The following is a 17942-nucleotide window of genomic DNA, read 5'->3' on the forward strand; positions in this document are numbered from 1 at the left end:
TTTGGCGACATGCCCGGGGTCCCGGGTGTTGGTTTTAGGTGGCTACACTCTCAATCCTGAAGAGCCCCCAAAGCTCTCCAGTCGGAGATAGTAGGCGCCTTACTCATTGAGGAGGTGGAGTGAGTGCTGTCGGGAAAATTCAACTATGATGTAATGGTTAGGTGGATTCCTAATGCTGTTAGACCGGATTTATCTAATACCTCACGGGAAAAGATCCGATATTTGAACCAACTATCGAGTCACGGGCGAACGGCCCGTACGCCATTCTTGTGACACAGACATCCTGGAGCAGATTTGCCATACATTCGACATAAGACGAACCTCGTATATGTCCTCAACTCTTCCGTAACACTTGAGTGTCATGCTTTGGAAGGGTACGAGATTTCGCAACTTGATAACGCATCCGTACGATTTTTCTTTGCCCGCGAAGATATTGACCAGTGGCGTCTAAAGAGCTATCTTCGGTCGCTCGACAAAGGTTGCTACGGATTTGTAGCGCACCAGGACTCAGCATGGGCTGCTACGCACTGGATAGCTCCACCGGGTTCCGGTTTTCCCACGCATCTGCCGGCAAACATATCTCGAGATAAGTTTTGGTGCTTCAATGAACACACCCGTGTGGAGCACCGCAGAAGAGGGCTCTGGTCAGCATTGAAGAACGTTGGGATAAGTTACGTCCGCGACCAATTCAGTGATGAAGTGTCAGTTTTTAGCGACACAGATTTATCGAACGTTGCTTCAAGACGCGCACATGAAACATTCGGGTTCAAACCCATGGGCTTAGTACACACGCAATCTTTTCGTATTCCGAAGGTTTCAACAATCACGCACGGAAAATGGGATCGTGCTGCCAAGCACCCGGTAACCAATAAAGGTACGAACGGGAATGCTTCATGAACTCCCAGATAGCGCAAACATACTCTATCTTCGAGCAGCCGTGGTGGCTGGACGCAACGGCGCCAGGTCAATGGGATGCAATTGAAGTCGACGAAGGCGGGAAGACAATTGCACGCCTACCGTTCATACTGAAGAAAAAATATGGTTTGCGCATCATTGGTCAGCCCCAACTGACCCAAACGCTCGGGCCGTGGATTGAACAGGCTTCCTCTGACCATTCACGAAGTTTGAAACGACGGCGAGACCTCACCCAGAAACTCATCTCTAAACTCCCCAAATATGACATTTTTAGCCAAAGTTTTCACCCATCGATAACAGATTGGTTGCCATTTCACTGGGAGAACTTTTCCCAAACTACTAAATATACTTATGTACTGAAGGATCTTCGAAATCCGACTGAGCTACTAGAAAGGATGAGTCAATCATCTAGATACAGTATTAAACGTGCAGCGAAACTCATTTCGGTCGTAGAAAGTGATGGAATTGAGGAGGTGGCTCGGCTTGCGGAGAAAACGTTTAGACGACAAGGATTAGACATGCCCTATTCTTTCGATCTTCTGAATAGAATTGATGAAGCGGCAAAGGCCTATGGGCAACGACGGGCCCTGCTAGGGATCGATTCGGATGGTCGGATACACTCGGCGGCTTATTTAGTAGGGGATCACAGACGAGCATATTTACTTGTTTCCGGGGCAGATCCCGAACTACGACAAAGCGGAAGCGGTAATTTAGTTCATTGGGCAGCGATTGAGGCTGCAGCGGAATTTACTAAAGTCTTTGACTTCGAGGGTTCCATGATTAGACCCGTTGAATCCTTCTACCGCGGATTCGGAGCAATGCAGACCCCATACCATGCAATCTCGAAGCAGGGCAAATTTGTCACGCTCGCTGCCAGTTTGAGTCAGCTACTTCATAAGTGAAACGCTGTCTCCACGTCCGTCGTTTAATTAGAAATCGACAATTTCGCGGATTTCTAACGCTATCAGGCGCGTCAATTTTTTCGCAGATAATAACGCTTCTCGCGTTACCGGTGTTGTCAAGATTGTACTCGCCAGCCGACTTTGGCGTATTGTCCTTAGTGCTTGCTGTCTCGGCAGTGATCTCTCCAGCAGTCGCACTGCGTTTTGATAGTGCCATCCTATTGCCGGTTTCGCGTCGTCAAACTCGAGCGATGGTTAGCTTGTCAATTTTCTCGGCATTCACCGTATCGATCCTATGGGCAGGTTTTTCCGAATTAATAAGTGACCTGGTTTTCCAAGCCGACAATACTCCTCATCTGGCCTTTTGGGTTTTCATGACGAGTTTCCCCACAGGATTATTCGCTATATTCTCACAACTTGCCATTCGAGAACATCGCTATCGCGATATTTCCGTGCGCTCAATTTATCAGTCGACTGCTACAGGTGCTTCGCAAGCGGCTTTCGGCACGCTTTCTTGGGGAAGTTCTGGTCTGCTCTTCGGCTCATTACTTGGTCGTCTCGCTGGCCTAATCACCCTAATTATCGGTGGACGACGGATGATAGCTAGACATCGATGGAGGGACGTGTGCCATGTATGGTGCGAATATTGGCGATTCCCAATCATTTTCGCTCCGTCTTCTCTTTTGAACTCACTGGGTTTGCAACTCCCCCTAATCGTACTTACCGCCGTTTACGGATTTGAATTTGCGGGTCAATTAGGAATGGCAGAGCGGATCGTCGCTATACCTGTTACCGTGATCGGTACAGCAGTAGGTCAAATTTTCATGGCTGAACTAGCCGAGCTCCGGCGTTCTAATAGTCGCGCCTACCTTATGTTGTTCTTACGTCTGACGACAGGCCTTTCAGTCGTGGCTGTGCTTGGGCTCGGGGCTCTGACTCTCGTTGCAGACCAGCTGATAACAACCATACTCGGCGCTGCGTGGGTTGAGTCCGTACCCTTGGTGCAAATCCTCGCTCTTACCGGTGCCGTTCGACTTATTGCTACTCCTCTATCGGGAGCGATTATACTTTTTCAGCGCGCACGAGCGAATATAGTTATCGATGCGGTCCGCATAGTGCTAATGTCGATTGCAATCACCTCGACAGTGTTATACGCACCGCGGCCGGAAATCGCGTTATGGCTTATCTATGGATCGCTCGGCTGTATCTATCTCATCACGTGGATCTATGTATTTTCACTATTGAAAAGTGAATCACAGTCCTAAAGATTATGACGGAATTCGATAACTGAGCCGGTCAAGTTCCTGAGACACTATGTTTGGATTTTTCTAAATATCCTCAAGCTGCGAAAGCCTGAGAAATGCTCTACTCATACACGCCCGGGACAGCCTGAGGGATCAAGCCTCCATTGGCCGCATGAGGCCATTCCCTGTTGCAACGAGCTTCGATGTATTCCATCACCGCGGTCCGGGCCGCCAAGCGGCTGGTGAAGGCCCGATGGTGGAACATTTCGTTCTATAACGTTGAGAATTCCGATTCGGATACGGCATTATCCCAACGTCCCAGTGCGGCCCATGGACTGCCGCACCTCGTGTGCACCTCACCAGGAGCGAAAGACGTCCGAGTTGTACCGCGTCCTGCGATTCAAGTTTGTCGATATCTTGTTAACCCAGATTTTTCTCACGGCTCCGACGACTACCGAAATCCAGTACCAAAGGATTCCTGGTGGCCGTCCCCGGTTCTGCCCAGGCGACAGAGCGAGTGAACCACCGACGCGTAATACCAGGCTCCACGTACCTGGGCTTAAAAGGGCTCTTCGATTTTTGGCGTGGTGACGCCAAAATAAGTAAGGCTCGTAGTCCTCTGCGAAGATGGATGTCGACTAAAACAAATTCATCTGCAAGGAACTACGAGCCGTGATCAAGGATACCGTTGGAATCGATGCTGCGTCGATTCTGTTGAACCTCACCGACTAGCGTGTCATCACCGTGACCCAGGAATCTGCCCGATGGCAGGTACTTGTTGAGCCCATCACGACTGAAGCTGCCTGTCCTTCGTGCGGGGTGCTGACCACCCGAATCCAAGCTAGGCCGGTGCACCGGGTCAAGGATCTGCCCGCCGGTGGGGACGACCTGCAGGTGTTGGTACGTGCAGAATAGCGCTTGTAGGTACTCCTGTTCTTTCAACTGGGTGTGAAATCTCGTCACTTCGTAGACACTGACGCTCAGCACTTCGTGGACAGTGGATCTCAATACTTTGTACACAGTTACCAACTGCCAACCGACCTGAGCGGTTGGTAACCGTATATCACCTAGTGATGCTCGAAGAACGTCGGCGACTGCTCCTCACGAGCCTGGATGACGGCACGGTACTGCTCAGCTTTCTTCTCCCATTGACGAGTCGCCAGAGTCATCTGAATACCCCTGATTGAATACGAGGAAACGAACTTGCCCTCAACTTTCAAGGCCACCATCGGCAGCGGGAACGACATGACAACTTCACTCGTCTCAGGGTCCGACAACAAGAATTCTGTGTCCGTAATCGTCCTGACGAACTGGCAGCGAGCGAACGAAGTGGGCAACGAAATGTGGAACCCTTGATAGAACGTTCTGCGGTTTTCCCTAGTGACTTCCACAAGCATCTGATTAGATTCCAACAGGGGCACTGGAGCCAATGCATCATGAGTTCTCTTCATGATTTCCCCCGACTTCGACACGACCACGTCCAACCTGCTGGCCGTAGGCCGGGCCAAGCGACGTTTACTGAGATATTCGGCGGCTTTCGCTTCCAACACTGATCAGTGAATCGGTTCGGTGGGCGGCGTGTGCTTCAGCAGTTCCCAGGCAGCCTGTGGGGTCGCTTGGTTCAAGGATTGATGCGGACGCTGTTTGTTGTAATGTTCCCTATAGCGTTTCAGTAGCCTCTGCATATCGGCCAGATCCTGTGGCTTATTCGCCGTCAAGAAACGTTGCAACGTCCGGTGTGACCGTTCGTTCTTCCCCTGTGTCGTAGGCCGTCCCGGAAGCCCAGTGATCGGCATGCTTCCCTTGGATGCGAGAAAGATTTCTACTGAGCCGAATCTCCCGCTACGCAGCTGGTTGAACGCTTTGGAATTATCACTGAGCACCTCTTGCGGTGTACCGTACTCAGCGATGACGTGCACGAGGACTTCTTGAGCGTCCTGGCTGTTTTCGTGGCGTTGGAACGCTGGGGAGCCAACATCGAATCTGCTGGCATCATCGATGAGCTGGTACACGGTGATGAGCTGGTTCTTGGCGGTTCGGTATTCAAAAGCATCAAGTTGCCACTGGGCCATGGCCGTTGACCGTGCGAAGGGGACATAGGAAGATTGGGGTCGTTTGCGAGGGTTGCGGTCCACGTGACCGACGCTGGCCAGTAAGCGGCCTATCGTAGCAATAGACGGAATCTTGCCGCCTGGGAAAGTGTCTTCGTTAATCGTTGCTTCATAATGAATGGTTTTGGGACCGTAGTCCCACCCATCCTTTTTGAGTTTCTGGCGGATCTTCACCAGCTCGTTGATCACTTCTGGGCCGTATTTCCTGGCTGGTTCTCTTGGTGCTCTGGATTGCGGGTGGAGAGCCGCAGCCGATTCGTTGGTTGCTCTGTGCCGAAGTCGATAGAAAATACTTTGGGAGATTTTCTGAGTCTTGCAGAATTCGGTGATGCTCAGGGCATCTGGTTGCGTGGGGTCGAAGTTGATGATCATTGATCGCACGCGTGGCGGAAGGGCACTTGTCATGTTTCGACAGTGCCAGAAAGCGGGCTTGATTTGTCCACGAACTGTTGAGACATGGTGTCCACGAAGTCATGAGTTGGGTCTGCTGAAGGTTTGGTTGACACCAAGGTTTATGCTGCCAGAGCGACAGACTCGATCATTCTAGCCTCAAACTGAACCGGGGTCAGTTTCCCCAAACGTCGTTGCTTGCGCTTGCGGTGATACTTCCCCTCCAGCCAGGTCATGATCGCCAATCTCAGCTCCTGACGGGTCGTCCACCAGCGCCGGTCCAGCACAGAGCCTGTCAGAGTGTTTGTGTAAGCCCGTAGTCACGTCCGTTATTCAGGGCTTCGTAACACTCACTTCAAATACGGCTCGATGCGCTCCGGATAGGCCATGGCCAGCTGCTGCAACGCCTGCTTCCAGCCATTCGTCCCGGCCCCTTCCACCAGATGCGACCCGGCGCCGGCCCGTGGGGTGCGGCCCTTCTTCTGCGCATCCTTGAACCGCTCCCTGGCCCGCTTGTCCTCGATATTGCAGATCGCCAGCCACAGCATCTTCACCGCCGCCGCATCGGACGGGAAGTGCCCCCGGGATTTGGTGACCTTGCGCAGCTGGTAGTTCATCGACTCAATCGCATTCGTCGTGTAAATGACCTTGCGCAGCTCGGGGCCGAACTCCAGGAACGGGGTGAAGCGTTCCCACACGTTGCGCCACGTGGCCACCGCCGACGGATACTTCTGCCCCAGCGCACTGGCCTCGAAATCATCCAACGCCTTCGCGGCTGATTCGATGCTCGGTGCCGTGTAAATGCTCTTCAACTGGGCGCTGACCGCTTTGCGGTCACCGTAGGAGACGAACCGGTTCGCCGCCCGGATCAGGTGCACCACACAGGTCTGCACGGTCGCCCGCGCCCACGTTGCCTCAATCGCCTCCGGGAAACCAGTCAGCCCGTCACAACAGGCAATCAGGACATCCTTGACTCCGCGGTTAGCCAACTGCGCGCAGACCTGGGCCCAGAATTTCGCACCCTCGTTCTCCGTGACCCACAGGCCCAGCACATGCTTGACGCCTTCCACCGTCACGCCGATCGCCATATGCGCGGCCTTGTTCCGCACCTGGTGCCCGTCACGGACCTTGACCACCAGCGCATCCAGATAGAGGATCGGATAGAACTCTTCCAACGGGCGTTCCTGCCAGGCGGCAACCTCGTCGAGCACTTCGTCGGTGATCTTGGAGATCGTGTCGTGGGACAGCTGGGTGCCGACCGTGGTTTCCAGATGATAGGCAATATCCCGCACCGTCATGCCGCCGGCGTAGAGGGAGATGATCATTTCATCCAGGCCGCCGGTGCGGCGCGAGCCCTTGGGCACCAGCGTCGGGGCGAAGGTACCGGCCCGGTCCCTGGGGATCTGCAGGTCAATATCCCCGGCCACCGTGGACACGGTCTTCGGATAGGAACCGTTGCGGGAGTTCGGCAGGAACCGGCCGTGGGCCTCGCCTTGCTCGTAGCCCAGATGGCTGCTCAGCTCGGATTTCAGGCCGCGTTCCAGCCCGGCACGGATGATCTGCTGAATGAATCCGTCTTTGCCGTCGAGCTGGATTTCTCCGCGGTCGATGAAGCCCATGAGCTCGTCGAACGCGCCGGAGTCCTTCACGGCGTCCATGGAGCCGAGGGCAGCGATCTTCTCGGCGATGTCGGAGGCATTTTCCATGCTCTGTTCGGCCTGGTCTTTCTGGATGGTCATATCGTGTTTTTCCTAGTCTCTTTCTATCAATTGACTAGGGGTCTTACACAATCCATCTGACAGGCTCAGGCTCGTTTTAGAGTCAATCCGACAGGCTTTTGCCGTAATTAGGAGCTATCGAGCTTAGTACGGCATAAAACCCTTGCTTTGCTGCCTCTTCAATTCCTAACGACAAATTGCCGAGCCCAAACGCACCACAGAATTCTCCGCCTTCGTAGCCGCCTTCTTTAACCATTGTCAATGTGGGGAGATATCCGTAGACATCGTCCATGCATCCCACACACATGGTGAGTCTTCCCGAAGTAAGTTCACGCACATACGAAGAATACTCTGACACCGCTTCAGCACTTACCCCAACAATTGTCAAAGCGGTACCGAAGCGCCAGGCTTGAAAAATGACAGGCGTTAGTTGCCCTTCGGAAAATTTTTCTCCGGATATAGACTTACGAGATACGACAATATCCGCTACGTCAACCTGATCCAGAGTTTGCTGAAGTTGCAGTACAAGATGGACCAATGATTCCGTCCATTCGTCATAAGCACTGAAGCTCATGGTCGCGAACCCGTACCGAACGCCCGCGTTTCTCAATCTGCTTATTAGTCCTAGCTTAGTAACCGAGCCATTCGGTCTAGTGTCACCTGAAAATCCCTGCAGAAAAAGAACTGCTGTTGCACCCTCCTTCCTAAGTCCTCTTCGAACCGCTCCGATAAAGTGCGCCGAGTTTTTTCGGGGCGTCGGATGTGACACAGGATGGCATGAGTAGTTCCAAATATAAGAAACCACGCGATCATCCGGGTCAACTAAAGATCCGAGGATCAGAGATTCATCGCGGGAACCCATGGGGTTAGGGCTCAACGAAATGTGACGTCCCCGCACCTTGCGGCCCAAGTGGAATAGCTGCGTTCGACGTCGGTTGACTGAATGATCGGCCTCTCCGCTAGCTAATTTAAAACGCACGTCAACCGCTTTAATTGGATCAAGTACATCGGTTACTGCGCGTGCCAGAACGCTTGAAAGTGCATTCATGTAGTCTGGATTCGGTTCACCAAGATCTGGTTTAGAGGCATCCGTCATAGGTGCTGCGTGGGTATGCGAAGCTGCGACTAAAATACGATCCGAAGGTAGCTCAGATACTTTTTCAATAATGGAGCGCACATATTTGCCTGGATAAAGTAAATCAAGAGTGACAATCAATAACGGTTCCTCTTCGGCCCCTACCCAGAGGGCTAATAGGTTCGCTTCGAGCGTCTCCTGAGCCCCGTCAAGGTCTATTTCTTCAGCCGCAATCCCGCATCCTTGGTCGACTCTGCCTAACGGCGTAATGTCAACCGTAATGGAATTCGCTCGGATTTTTGAATTATTTACAAATAATTTCTCAGTAATTTCCATGTACGGAAGATATCCTATTCTAAAGGTATGCGATCTCGTTCAAGAATTTGAGGCGTCGAGATTCGATAGAAACACCCGAAATATGGTCACATGTCGCGGGCGATAGATTCTTTCCGTGCGCTGCCCTGATGAATTGACGTATAAGATTGGGATCGATGTTACTCGCAGGAAGCTCTCCTTCTCCAGCAAGCTGGAGAACCAAGGGATCAGCTAACGGGCTTACCCCTTCGTCCCAGAAAGGCAGTATAGTGGGCAACCCGATGCCGACGTAATCGCGAACCTTTAGCGGAGTTGCCGTTCTCAGACCCTTTCGTTCAAGACCGAGTGAGGCCATGCCGACGGTCCAGCTCGCGAGCTCGGCGTAATATTCTTGTTCGCTCGCGGCAGCGACCACCTTGACAGTCCCGCCAACTTGTGACTGTACTTCATGGACCAGATCAGGCGGACAGACCGCAACCCATATGGCTGCATCTTGGAGCACTTGGGCGAGCGTAGCGTATCTATCAAGTGCCGTCCATGCATTAGGGGCGCCTACTGCAATCCCAACTTTCGGTTTGCCGTCTGGAATAGATGCGCGCCTCTCGACCCAACTGCCATTGCCAAAAACTGCCCTCCGTCCAGCGAGGATATCGTACTCTGGTGCTTCAGCCAGTTCGTTTACGACAAACGTGGCTCCATTAGGCACGCGCAGTTCCGCATTGCGATACATTTTCATGTAAGTCTGTCGCATCTTCGATTCGCGGGCAGTCTCGCGTATGTCGTTTGCATGAATGTCCAAAACCACGGGAGCTATAGAGTTAAGTTTCATAAGTAGCCCAGGAACAGGGCTCAACCAACGAACATAAATTACTGACGGGCCAAAATTTTCGACAGCTGAAGTAAGCCGGCTACGATCTCTGAAGTCAACTATTGCATTACTGATTGCTCCTCGTCTGGAACGTCCACCGTCACCAATAACAAATTGCTCTACCGAAGCGCCAAGCCGGTTCCATTCGGCGACTCTACGAGCGGTATGAATGTTTACAGAATGGTACTGTTCGTCATAAGGCGTGACGTACGCGATCCGGAGCATTCGAGAGTCGTCCTGCATTCCTAATACCTACCTCTTCCATGGGGATCCTTGTGCTTCTTGACCCGTTTAAGACTTCCGTCCGAATATTCGTCTAAAATTCGCCGAACGTTTTCTTTGTCGTTCTTCAGCGACTGCGTACTTGTTGCGAGTGCAAGTGCCATCCAAAAGACCAACGAGGTTGCCAGCGCTCCGGATACACTTGCAACAGCGACCGCCAATAGGACGAAAGCCTGGCCTCGCTCAGCCGAAGTGCGCCAGGCCAGCACCATCACAACAATAAGAACAATAGCGAGGACTAAACCGAACTCCGACCAAATCTCGAGCAAGATATTGTGCGGATCATCTGGCAACCCAACTGTTGCTCCATACGTTCCTTCGAAGTAGCGGCCCGGTCCCGCGCCCAATAATCCGTCGCTCGTGATCGTCGTCCATGCACCACCCCATGCATCGATTCGACTGCCTGCGTTGCGATCTGCATCTTCCACTCGGAACCAGCCAGCGAAATCTATTTTAAGTTTCATCATGATTAACGTTCCGACCGCAAGCATTAATAAAAGTGCCACGATTCTCGGAATTCGTGACCGGTGATCCGTTTGCGTCCGCGTTATTAGTAGGTAGAGAAACGCAACGGTAAGTCCCAGCAACGGCCCCCGTGACCCCGTAGCGACTACCCCTCCAGCTAGTACTATGAAAATGAGCCACATCGAGCGACTCCATGCGGTGCGGAATATTTGGAACGCGGTAACTACCGCCGCTATGGCTGCATATTGGCCTAAAACTATAGGATTTATACCGAAAGCGACTTCACTTGCATGTATTGTGCCACCAGAAAGTACACGCATTATCTCAGCGATGGCAAGTACTATACCACCGGGTAAAAGACCCCAAGCAAATCCTTGCTTCCATTGGATAGTGTGACCTATAAAACCGACAAATGCGGCGGAAAGAACTGAAGCAAGTAAACGAATACCTTCGCCGCGAAGTTCAGAAGGATCCAAAAGTTCGCGGGCATTCACCATAACAGCCAAGATAACGCCGGCTATTAGCGGTGCCGGGACACTAAATCTTTGCCGCGACCGGACGGCAACCATCATTGCTATAAGCATCAATCCAGCGGTAAGAGCGGGTAAACCAATACCTTCCGGAAGAAGCACACCGTATACTGGAAACATAGTCCAGAAAGCTGTTGCCAGAAAACCCAAGTTTCTGCGTAGCGTAAAAGCGAGGACAGCGAATAAAAGTGCACTTATGGTGAGCGTAAACGTCATTTCACGGACACCTTTTCAATTTAGGGTCCGACAAAAGTCCTTCACGCTCAATAGCGCATGTACGCAATGCTCTCAGCCTCCATTTTTTACACCAATCATGGCATAGAATTCGTTGGTGTACCGTTGAAGCGACCAGAAGGATTCCCCTTCCGCACGACTCGAAAATGCATGGCAAATTGGTGGGATGGAATCGAGCACATCTACTAATCCGTCGGCTACCAGAGCGGTTTCCGGGATAGTAATCAACTTACCTCTTGCCCCTTTATCAAATACTTCCTGAACGCCGCCGACATTTGTTGCGACTATCGGCGTTCCCAGAGCGGCAGCTTCCATGAGAGTCACCGGTAAACCCTCAAAATAGCTGGGATGAACAAGTGCATCGGCAACAGCAGTCCATCTCCAAGCATCCACGACGCGCCCCACAAATCGGACTCGCTCAGACAAGCCCAACCTTTCGACAAGACGCATCAATTCTCCCGCCTCGGGGCCTTCCCCTATAAGTGCCAAGGTAACGTCGTAAAGTCTAGGATCCAACAGGGCTTGGATGGCGTATTTTTGCCCCTTTAGCGGTATTAGACTTCCCACTGTAACGATCAGTTTATGTCCTGCTGGAATATCTTTGCTCAAGCGAAACTCCTGCGGGGCATTGGGGTTTTGTTGTACCCATGCGCGCATACGACCAACGTCGGCACCTGCGAGGAGCGTTCGTACGTGAGAAAAATGGGAGACCGTAGGTGCCATGGCTACATCGTTGCTAACCGCGATTGCTAAATCAGCATTTCGGTCTAGCCAACGTCCCATCTGAAGATAAATTTTACGATAGCGAGTACTGTGAACGACCTCAATCAGGGGACCATTATGATTCCTTGACATCGAACGCCGTGCCTTTTCTAAGTACGTCGTAACAGGAGAATGGTAAATCGTTGTGCAGCCTCTTCCTAATGCTTCGAGCACGCGGTTAAGATGGATCATTCCGCGAAGCGGGTCCCGAGGGCGAATTTCTATAACCGGAATTCCTAGCGCTCTCAATTTCTCCGAGTAGAATGAAGCTTCAGCAAGTGTGTTCACGACAAGAGTATTCTCAAAACCAGCAGGATTGGTTTCGGTGGCATGCCGTAACCGGTTATACAAGAGTGTTTCGGCACCTCCGAGGCCCAGGCCCCGTATTACTTCAATAATCATCAGCTTCATCAATCCGCTTCACACCATGCGAAAGCAAGGTCGAACTAGAATATTGTTGGTCAAATAAATTAACGAACGTGCCGGCGGGTACTTCTCTGCGAGGAGGCGTATTGACCGGCGAGGTAGGCCGTTAGTCCGAGCCTAAGATGGATCCAGAAAACGCTGCACTATGCAGACCCCACACGGTCTCCTGCGCGAAATCCCGCACTACCCGTTTTCGTGCGGCCGACCCAAAATTCTTCCATTCAGGGTTCCTTAGCGCCAAAGCAATTGCCGCGGCGAGTGCTTCTGGATCGCTTACGGGTACAATGGCACCCGTAATGTCATGTTCTACAGCATCAACGCAGCCTGTCGCGTCGGAGACGATTGCCGGGACTTCTAGCGCGGCCGCCTCCAACACGACGTTGGGAAAGCCTTCGCGTCTACTGACAAGTACCAACATGGACATTGCTCTAAGGTATGGCCTAGGGTCATCCACATGACCAGTGAGTATAACAGGGATACGCTCGCGTAGCTGGTTAATCGCCTTGGCCGTCCCCGCTCCTTCTTCCTCGCCCACGACCAAGGCTTGGAAAACTACACCCTGCTCGTTACAGATTTGGAGAGCCTCCAAAAATGTATCTAACCCCTTGTCAGGATGCAGACGTCCAACGAACCCAACGACTGGGGCTGCGCCTTCCTCTATCGCTGTCGACGTTTCCGGGTCGAGAAGTGGCATGGTTGCCTCTCGACTAAAGTATTCAGAATCAACGCCATGGGATGAGCCATGACCAAGTGTGACCACTCTATGTCCACCATTCACCCCTAAATCCATGCAACGTGTCGCAAGGCTCGCACTATTAGCGATGACTATTGAAGACAGTCTTGCGGTCAGCCACTCAAGCAAGCCAAAAACTTTGCACGGCAACCCATTGACAGTCTCCATGCGCAGTCCCCATAATTCGTAGACGCGGCGCGGAACTCGGGCGAGTCGGCCAGCAATTGAAGCTAGAAGACTGGCCTTCGGAGTCGCGTAAACAATGACGTCCGGACGCAATCTCCTGAAAAAACTATACATTCTAACTAATGAAATAAAATCTCTGACGGGTGCAGGTTCACGCTTCATAGGGAGTATGTGAACCGATATTCCATCAACTCCGGAGAGGTTATCCAAACCTGGTCCATCGCTACAAAGCAAAACTACGTCCCAACCATCTTCATATAGAAAACGAAGGTAACCAGGCAGAAACGTGGTAGCCGTAATTGCATTCGTAACGATAAAACATAAACGCGGACGATTCGTCATCGAGCAGGCACCCCTTTTATTACCAACCCATCCGGAACGTCGCGAGTTACACATGCGGAAGCTCCAACAAGAACTTTTTCACCTATAACTAGTTGTTGCAATATGACCGCGCCAGCACCTACAAGTGTTCGCTCGCGTATGGTTACCTCGCCAGAAACTATTGCTCCGGGATTCACTGACACAAATTCATAAAGCTCGGCGTCATGCCCAATGATTACGCCTGGATTGACGTGAACATATCGTCCCAATTTCGTATTCGTAGATAGTTGCACACCACTGCAGACAATAGATCCGTCCCCGACCCTAACGACCGATCCGATTATTGCAGCCGGATGGATAAGGGTCGTCGGCGTCCACCCAGCATCTTCAAAAATTCCTGCAAGCTTCGCACGCGTTGCAGGCGAACCGATTCCTATCGCAAACCGGGTCGCCTTTAGGCATTTTCGCACGGTAGCGGACGTGCCTAAATATTCGTACCCTCGTGCTTCGATCCGCTCTAATTGAACATCAGCGGGCGAGTCGTCAACGACACCGGCAACATGCCAGATAGGCACGTCGGACGTGGCATTTATTGCTTCTATGACGTCGAGTGTCTCGCGTCCAAAACCACCTGCACCTATGACTACAATGTCCTCAGTCATCCAACGCTCCAAACTTTGTCGTGGATACGTGGCCTTGCTGATTGATACCCTCACGCGCGAAAACCGCCTTGAGGGTTCTATATATGATGTCTGCGTCTAATCTGAGACTGCGGTTCTCGACATAATTGATGTCATGAGCGAATTTCTGCTCCCAAGTTATCGCATTGCGGCCGCTGACCTGAGCTGCACCTGTTATTCCGGGTCGCACTTCATGTCGGCGCGCCTGCGCTGGGGTGTAGCGTTCCAAGTACTCTACGAGAAGCGGTCGCGGTCCGACAAGGCTCATCTCGCCTTTCAACACATTTATTAGGGAAGGTAGCTCATCGAGACTTGTCGAACGCAAAATCTTGCCGAACTTCGTGAGCCGGTCTTCATCGCTGAGCAGGCCCTTTGCCTCATCAACGTGCAGCATGCTACGAAATTTGTACAAAGTGAAAATCTTTCCGTTTAGCCCCGGACGTTCTTGGGTGAATAGTACTGGGGAACCAAGCTTTGCACGGACTAGCATTGCAGTTGCCCCCATCACTGGAGAGAGTAAAACCAGTCCCGCGCCCGCCCCGATTATATCGATACCGCGTTTCACCACATCGTAGCGTTGTAGTCTCGTGCTCATGCCTTACACTCAACGAATTCCGAAATCCTCTGAAGCACGAATTCGCGTTGTACCTGTTTCAGGGAAGAGCCGCTTGGCAATGTTAAGTGAGTTTCGAAAAGTCGTTCTGCAGATCCGTTGATCTCCCCCCGGTAATGAGAGAACACCGGCTGCAGATGCATGGGCTTCCACATCGGCCGACTCTCGATATTGTGTCGCGCTAGCGCAGACGCAAAATCCTTAGGATCAAATCCCGTCACATCCTTATCGATCGAAATGGCGGTTAACCACACATTATCTTCTTGATCCCCCTGAGAGCCAAAGACTTGGATTCCGTCAATCCCGGCGAATAGCTCCTTGTACTGCTCACGTATTTCACGACGTTTAGCGATCATTGCATCCAACCGCTGAAGCTGAGCCCGACCCAATGCGGCGAGAATGTTGCTCATTCGGTAGTTATATCCGATGTCAACGTGCTCGTAGTGAACCACCGGTTGTCGGGCTTGGGTCGCCAAATAACGCACGTGCTGCGCAAATCCCCCGTCATTGGTCAACAGCATGCCGCCACCGGAGGTCGTCATGATCTTGTTCCCGTTGAAAGAAAATACGGAGGCAACACCGAAGCTGCCGGCAGCTTGGCCGCGATGAGTCGCCCCCAAGGATTCGGCTGCATCAGAGAAAACCGGAATCCCGAACTCATCTGCGATCGCTAAAATACTCGTGTAATCCACGGTCTTACCGAGCAAGTCCACCGGCAGGATCGCTGCTACGCGCTCTCCCTTTTCACGCAAATGTACCAACGCTTGCCGAAGCAACGCCGGATCCATATTGCCCGTCTCGGGCAAACAATCAATGAAATATGGCTCGGCACCGGTATACATGATGGCATTGGTTGTCGCCGCAAAAGTCATAGTCGAAGTGACCACAATATCGCCAGGTTGCACACCTATGGTCAGTAACCCCAAATGTAGGGCAGCAGTACCAGAACTCAGCGCTACCGCGTGGGAGACCCCCACTCTTCGAGCCATTTCTGCCTCGAAAGCGTCAACCTCTGGACCCAATGGTGCAATCCATCCCCCCCTCATGGCTGCTAGTACCGCTTGTTCCTCCAACTCACCCACGTCGGGTAAAGACAAGCCAATTTGCTCATTCATTCGTATCGTCCTTTATCCGTTGTGCGCCAGCATCAGAAAGTTGTTCCATATTTGGCTGATTGATCATACGCTTCAGCCATTCCTCTTTATTGAGTCGATCGGGCTGAATTACATCGGCGCGTGTATGAGCAATCTTTGGGTGGAACGGTCGTTCAAGATTCTCTTTGTGTCCGACAAGTACCTCATGGAGCTTTTCCCCTTCGCGTAAACCCGTGAAGACGATCTCGATCTTTTTCCCAGACATAGCAATCATTCGTTTGGCAACATCAAGGATCTTCACGGGTTCCCCCATGTCAAGGATTAGGACTTCACCGGGTCTTCCGATCCCCCCTGCCTGGATAACTAGCTGGCAGGCCTCGGGAATAGTCATGAAGTAGCGCGTCGCTTCGGGGTGTGTGACAGTTACCGGTCCACCAGCTTCGATGAGCGTTCTAAATGTCGGAAGCATGGAGCCGCGGCTACCAATAACATTCCCAAACCGAACAGAGAGGTAGTTCAAGCCGGTGTCTTCCGCCGCCCACGAAGTAATCTTCTCAGCGACTCGCTTCGAATGCCCCAAAGCGCTTGTTGGATTGGCGGCCTTATCTGTGGAGATGTTGACGAACGTCTGGACCCCGACGGAACGTGCGGCATTAACGACATTGAGTGTCCCTAAGACATTGGTCTTCCAAGCTTCATCTGGATACTGCTCAAGCATTGGCAGATGTTTAAGCGCCGCCGCATGAAACACAACTTCAGGCAGTCTGTCCTGGAAGATCTTCTCCAGCGTATCGGATTCACGAATATTAGCTAGGACCACATCCCTGGAATCCAACAAACCATGCCCAACTGTCCCCAGTTGGGCGTGTTGCAATCCAGTTTCGTCCCGATCAAGCATGATGAGTTCTTTAGGCCCAAAGCGGTATAGCTGCCGGCAGAGCTCGGAACCAATGGAACCCCCTGCGCCGGTCACCAGCACTCGTTTACCTGTCACGAAACCAGCGATATTTTCGATATGCGTATCCACTGGATGACGGCCAAGCAAGTCCTCGATATTGATAGATCGAAGATCTGAAACCGACATATTGTTGGAGGCTAACTGTTGGATCATAGGCAAAACCAGGATCCTTAATCCAGCACTCACTCCCGCGTCAGTTAGTTTACGCAGCAAGGGAGCTTCGGCCTTGGCAATGGCAAGCACGAGCACTTCGGCTCCGGTCTCCATAGCCACCTTGGCTATATCCTGCGTTCCACCCAATACGCGTACGCCATGAAGCTGAAGACGTTTTTTAGTCGGGTCATCATCGAGCAGCCCAACTGGACGTAGTGCCGAGTCAGGATCAGTCATCATACTTCGTACTATGAGCTCCCCCGCGTTACCTGCACCGACAACTAATGTTGGTGAGGCTTGACCGTTTGGCTGGCGTGATCGCTCCAATTGAAGACGCCACACATAACGTAGTCCGAACATCACCAACAAAGCCAAAGGAAACGCAATCAGCACGGAACTTCGTGGAATTTTGACGGATTCAGGCAACAAAGCGACCACGAGAATGAGGGCCAGGCTTAGAATCAACGTTTCAATGACGACCGCGACCGTTAACGAACGAACTTCAACAAAGGAACCGTATTGATATCGCCCCGAATATAGTCCCAGACAGAAACCAAATACGACGTGAAGTAACCCGGCAGCAATACCAAGTAAAATAATGGGTAACCAGTTGACTTCTTCGAAGCGGAACTCGTATCTCAAGAGCACCGCGGTAATGGTGGCGCCAAGCCAAATCGCACAATCAACATTGAGTCTCATGAAGGAACGTAAACGAGCACGGCGTAGTTGTATTGTTTTTTGTGGCATTACAAGAAATTCTTCCTACCCTGAGGCACAGATGGCGTTCGTTGCTGTAATACCACGGTGCGAGTGAGGTCTACATCAACAGGAAAATATGCGATTTCGCGACGGTTATTGATTCAAACTTTATGCTTACGGTCGGTTCGACGTGCTGAAGCTTTGTCTGAGGATTGGCTCGGCGAACTACCACGTCATTGTGAGGGATACCGTTACAAATAGAAGGGTG

The 17942-nt window shown here is 51.9% G+C and carries 12 protein-coding genes and 4 pseudogenes; 3 read left to right on the top strand and 13 right to left on the bottom strand.

What is annotated here, in order from left to right; translation table 11 throughout:
* Nucleotides 1–893 precede the first annotated feature (893 nt).
* Entirely contained in the window at nucleotides 894–1817 is a 924-nt protein-coding gene (locus IEY43_RS16790; protein WP_188949985.1) for a GNAT family N-acetyltransferase, read from the top strand.
* Nucleotides 1814–3082: an oligosaccharide flippase family protein gene (locus IEY43_RS16795; RefSeq protein ID WP_229777467.1), complete on the top strand. Its 1269-nt coding sequence runs from the start codon at nucleotides 1814–1816 to the stop codon at nucleotides 3080–3082. The genes IEY43_RS16790 and IEY43_RS16795 overlap by 4 nt, the downstream gene beginning before the upstream one ends.
* 100 nt (nucleotides 3083–3182) lie before the next feature.
* Here IEY43_RS16795 and IEY43_RS18255 read toward each other — a convergent pair.
* Nucleotides 3183–3462: pseudogene (locus IEY43_RS18255) on the bottom strand (integrase core domain-containing protein); the annotation flags it as partial.
* Nucleotides 3463–3733: 271 nt separating this feature from the next.
* Here IEY43_RS18255 and IEY43_RS16800 point away from each other — a divergent pair.
* Nucleotides 3734–3967 (top strand): annotated as a pseudogene (locus IEY43_RS16800) (ISL3 family transposase); the annotation flags it as partial.
* A gap of 161 nt (nucleotides 3968–4128) precedes the next feature.
* Here IEY43_RS16800 and IEY43_RS16805 read toward each other — a convergent pair.
* The 12 genes and pseudogenes from IEY43_RS16805 to IEY43_RS16860 all read right to left on the bottom strand — a co-directional run bounded on the left by IEY43_RS16805 (nucleotide 4129) and on the right by IEY43_RS16860 (nucleotide 17722).
* Nucleotides 4129–5577, bottom strand: a pseudogene (locus IEY43_RS16805) (integrase core domain-containing protein).
* Nucleotides 5578–5684: 107 nt separating this feature from the next.
* A pseudogene (locus IEY43_RS16810) lies at nucleotides 5685–5855 on the bottom strand (IS3-like element ISAar45 family transposase); the annotation flags it as partial.
* Between the two features lie 57 nt (nucleotides 5856–5912).
* Nucleotides 5913–7301 carry an IS256 family transposase gene (locus tag IEY43_RS16815; RefSeq protein ID WP_188949989.1) on the bottom strand — a complete coding sequence of 463 codons (1389 nt, stop codon included), beginning with the start codon at nucleotides 7299–7301 and terminating at the stop codon, nucleotides 5913–5915.
* 82 nt (nucleotides 7302–7383) lie between these two features.
* Complete coding sequence (locus tag IEY43_RS16820) at nucleotides 7384–8691, bottom strand: hypothetical protein (RefSeq protein ID WP_188949991.1); 1308 nt, start codon at nucleotides 8689–8691, stop codon at nucleotides 7384–7386.
* A 19-nt stretch (nucleotides 8692–8710) separates the two neighbouring features.
* The gene (locus IEY43_RS16825) at nucleotides 8711–9781 is read right to left on the bottom strand and encodes a glycosyltransferase (RefSeq protein ID WP_188949993.1); all 1071 of its coding nucleotides are present in this window, start codon (nucleotides 9779–9781) and stop codon (nucleotides 8711–8713) included.
* Nucleotides 9782–9783: 2 nt separating this feature from the next.
* Nucleotides 9784–11031 carry an O-antigen ligase family protein gene (locus IEY43_RS16830; protein ID WP_188949995.1) on the bottom strand — a complete coding sequence of 416 codons (1248 nt, stop codon included), beginning with the start codon at nucleotides 11029–11031 and terminating at the stop codon, nucleotides 9784–9786.
* Between the two features lie 72 nt (nucleotides 11032–11103).
* A complete protein-coding gene (locus IEY43_RS16835) occupies nucleotides 11104–12222 on the bottom strand; it encodes a glycosyltransferase (RefSeq protein WP_188949997.1) in 1119 nt (372 codons plus the stop codon).
* Nucleotides 12223–12343: 121 nt separating this feature from the next.
* Nucleotides 12344–13498 (bottom strand): glycosyltransferase family 4 protein, encoded by a 1155-nt coding sequence (locus IEY43_RS16840; protein WP_188949999.1) that lies wholly within the window; start codon nucleotides 13496–13498, stop codon nucleotides 12344–12346.
* On the bottom strand, nucleotides 13495–14139 hold the full coding sequence (locus tag IEY43_RS16845) for a NeuD/PglB/VioB family sugar acetyltransferase (RefSeq protein WP_188950001.1): 645 nt from the start codon (nucleotides 14137–14139) through the stop codon (nucleotides 13495–13497). The genes IEY43_RS16840 and IEY43_RS16845 overlap by 4 nt, the downstream gene beginning before the upstream one ends.
* The gene (locus IEY43_RS16850; protein ID WP_188950003.1) at nucleotides 14132–14752 is read right to left on the bottom strand and encodes a sugar transferase; all 621 of its coding nucleotides are present in this window, start codon (nucleotides 14750–14752) and stop codon (nucleotides 14132–14134) included. Before IEY43_RS16850 ends, IEY43_RS16845 begins: the two co-directional genes overlap by 8 nt.
* The gene (locus IEY43_RS16855) at nucleotides 14749–15885 is read right to left on the bottom strand and encodes a DegT/DnrJ/EryC1/StrS family aminotransferase (protein WP_188950005.1); all 1137 of its coding nucleotides are present in this window, start codon (nucleotides 15883–15885) and stop codon (nucleotides 14749–14751) included. The genes IEY43_RS16850 and IEY43_RS16855 overlap by 4 nt, the downstream gene beginning before the upstream one ends.
* On the bottom strand, nucleotides 15878–17722 hold the full coding sequence (locus IEY43_RS16860; protein ID WP_188950007.1) for a polysaccharide biosynthesis protein: 1845 nt from the start codon (nucleotides 17720–17722) through the stop codon (nucleotides 15878–15880). The genes IEY43_RS16855 and IEY43_RS16860 overlap by 8 nt, the downstream gene beginning before the upstream one ends.
* Between the last annotated feature and the right edge of the window lie 220 nt (nucleotides 17723–17942).

It is taken from the genome of Glutamicibacter protophormiae, assembly GCF_014647495.1.
GTDB classification, from domain to species: Bacteria; Actinomycetota; Actinomycetes; order Actinomycetales; family Micrococcaceae; genus Glutamicibacter; species Glutamicibacter protophormiae.

Coding starts and splice junctions, on each gene's coding strand:
- IEY43_RS16790 (WP_188949985.1), top strand. CDS start 894: ATGAACTCCCAGATAGCGCAAACATACTCTATCTTCGAGCAGCCGTGG.
- IEY43_RS16815 (WP_188949989.1), bottom strand. CDS start 7,301: ATGACCATCCAGAAAGACCAGGCCGAACAGAGCATGGAAAATGCCTCC.
- IEY43_RS16820 (WP_188949991.1), bottom strand. CDS start 8,691: ATGGAAATTACTGAGAAATTATTTGTAAATAATTCAAAAATCCGAGCG.
- IEY43_RS16825 (WP_188949993.1), bottom strand. CDS start 9,781: ATGCAGGACGACTCTCGAATGCTCCGGATCGCGTACGTCACGCCTTAT.
- IEY43_RS16830 (WP_188949995.1), bottom strand. CDS start 11,031: ATGACGTTTACGCTCACCATAAGTGCACTTTTATTCGCTGTCCTCGCT.
- IEY43_RS16835 (WP_188949997.1), bottom strand. CDS start 12,222: ATGAAGCTGATGATTATTGAAGTAATACGGGGCCTGGGCCTCGGAGGT.
- IEY43_RS16840 (WP_188949999.1), bottom strand. CDS start 13,498: ATGACGAATCGTCCGCGTTTATGTTTTATCGTTACGAATGCAATTACG.
- IEY43_RS16845 (WP_188950001.1), bottom strand. CDS start 14,139: ATGACTGAGGACATTGTAGTCATAGGTGCAGGTGGTTTTGGACGCGAG.
- IEY43_RS16850 (WP_188950003.1), bottom strand. CDS start 14,752: ATGAGCACGAGACTACAACGCTACGATGTGGTGAAACGCGGTATCGAT.
- IEY43_RS16855 (WP_188950005.1), bottom strand. CDS start 15,885: ATGAATGAGCAAATTGGCTTGTCTTTACCCGACGTGGGTGAGTTGGAG.
- IEY43_RS16860 (WP_188950007.1), bottom strand. CDS start 17,722: ATGCCACAAAAAACAATACAACTACGCCGTGCTCGTTTACGTTCCTTC.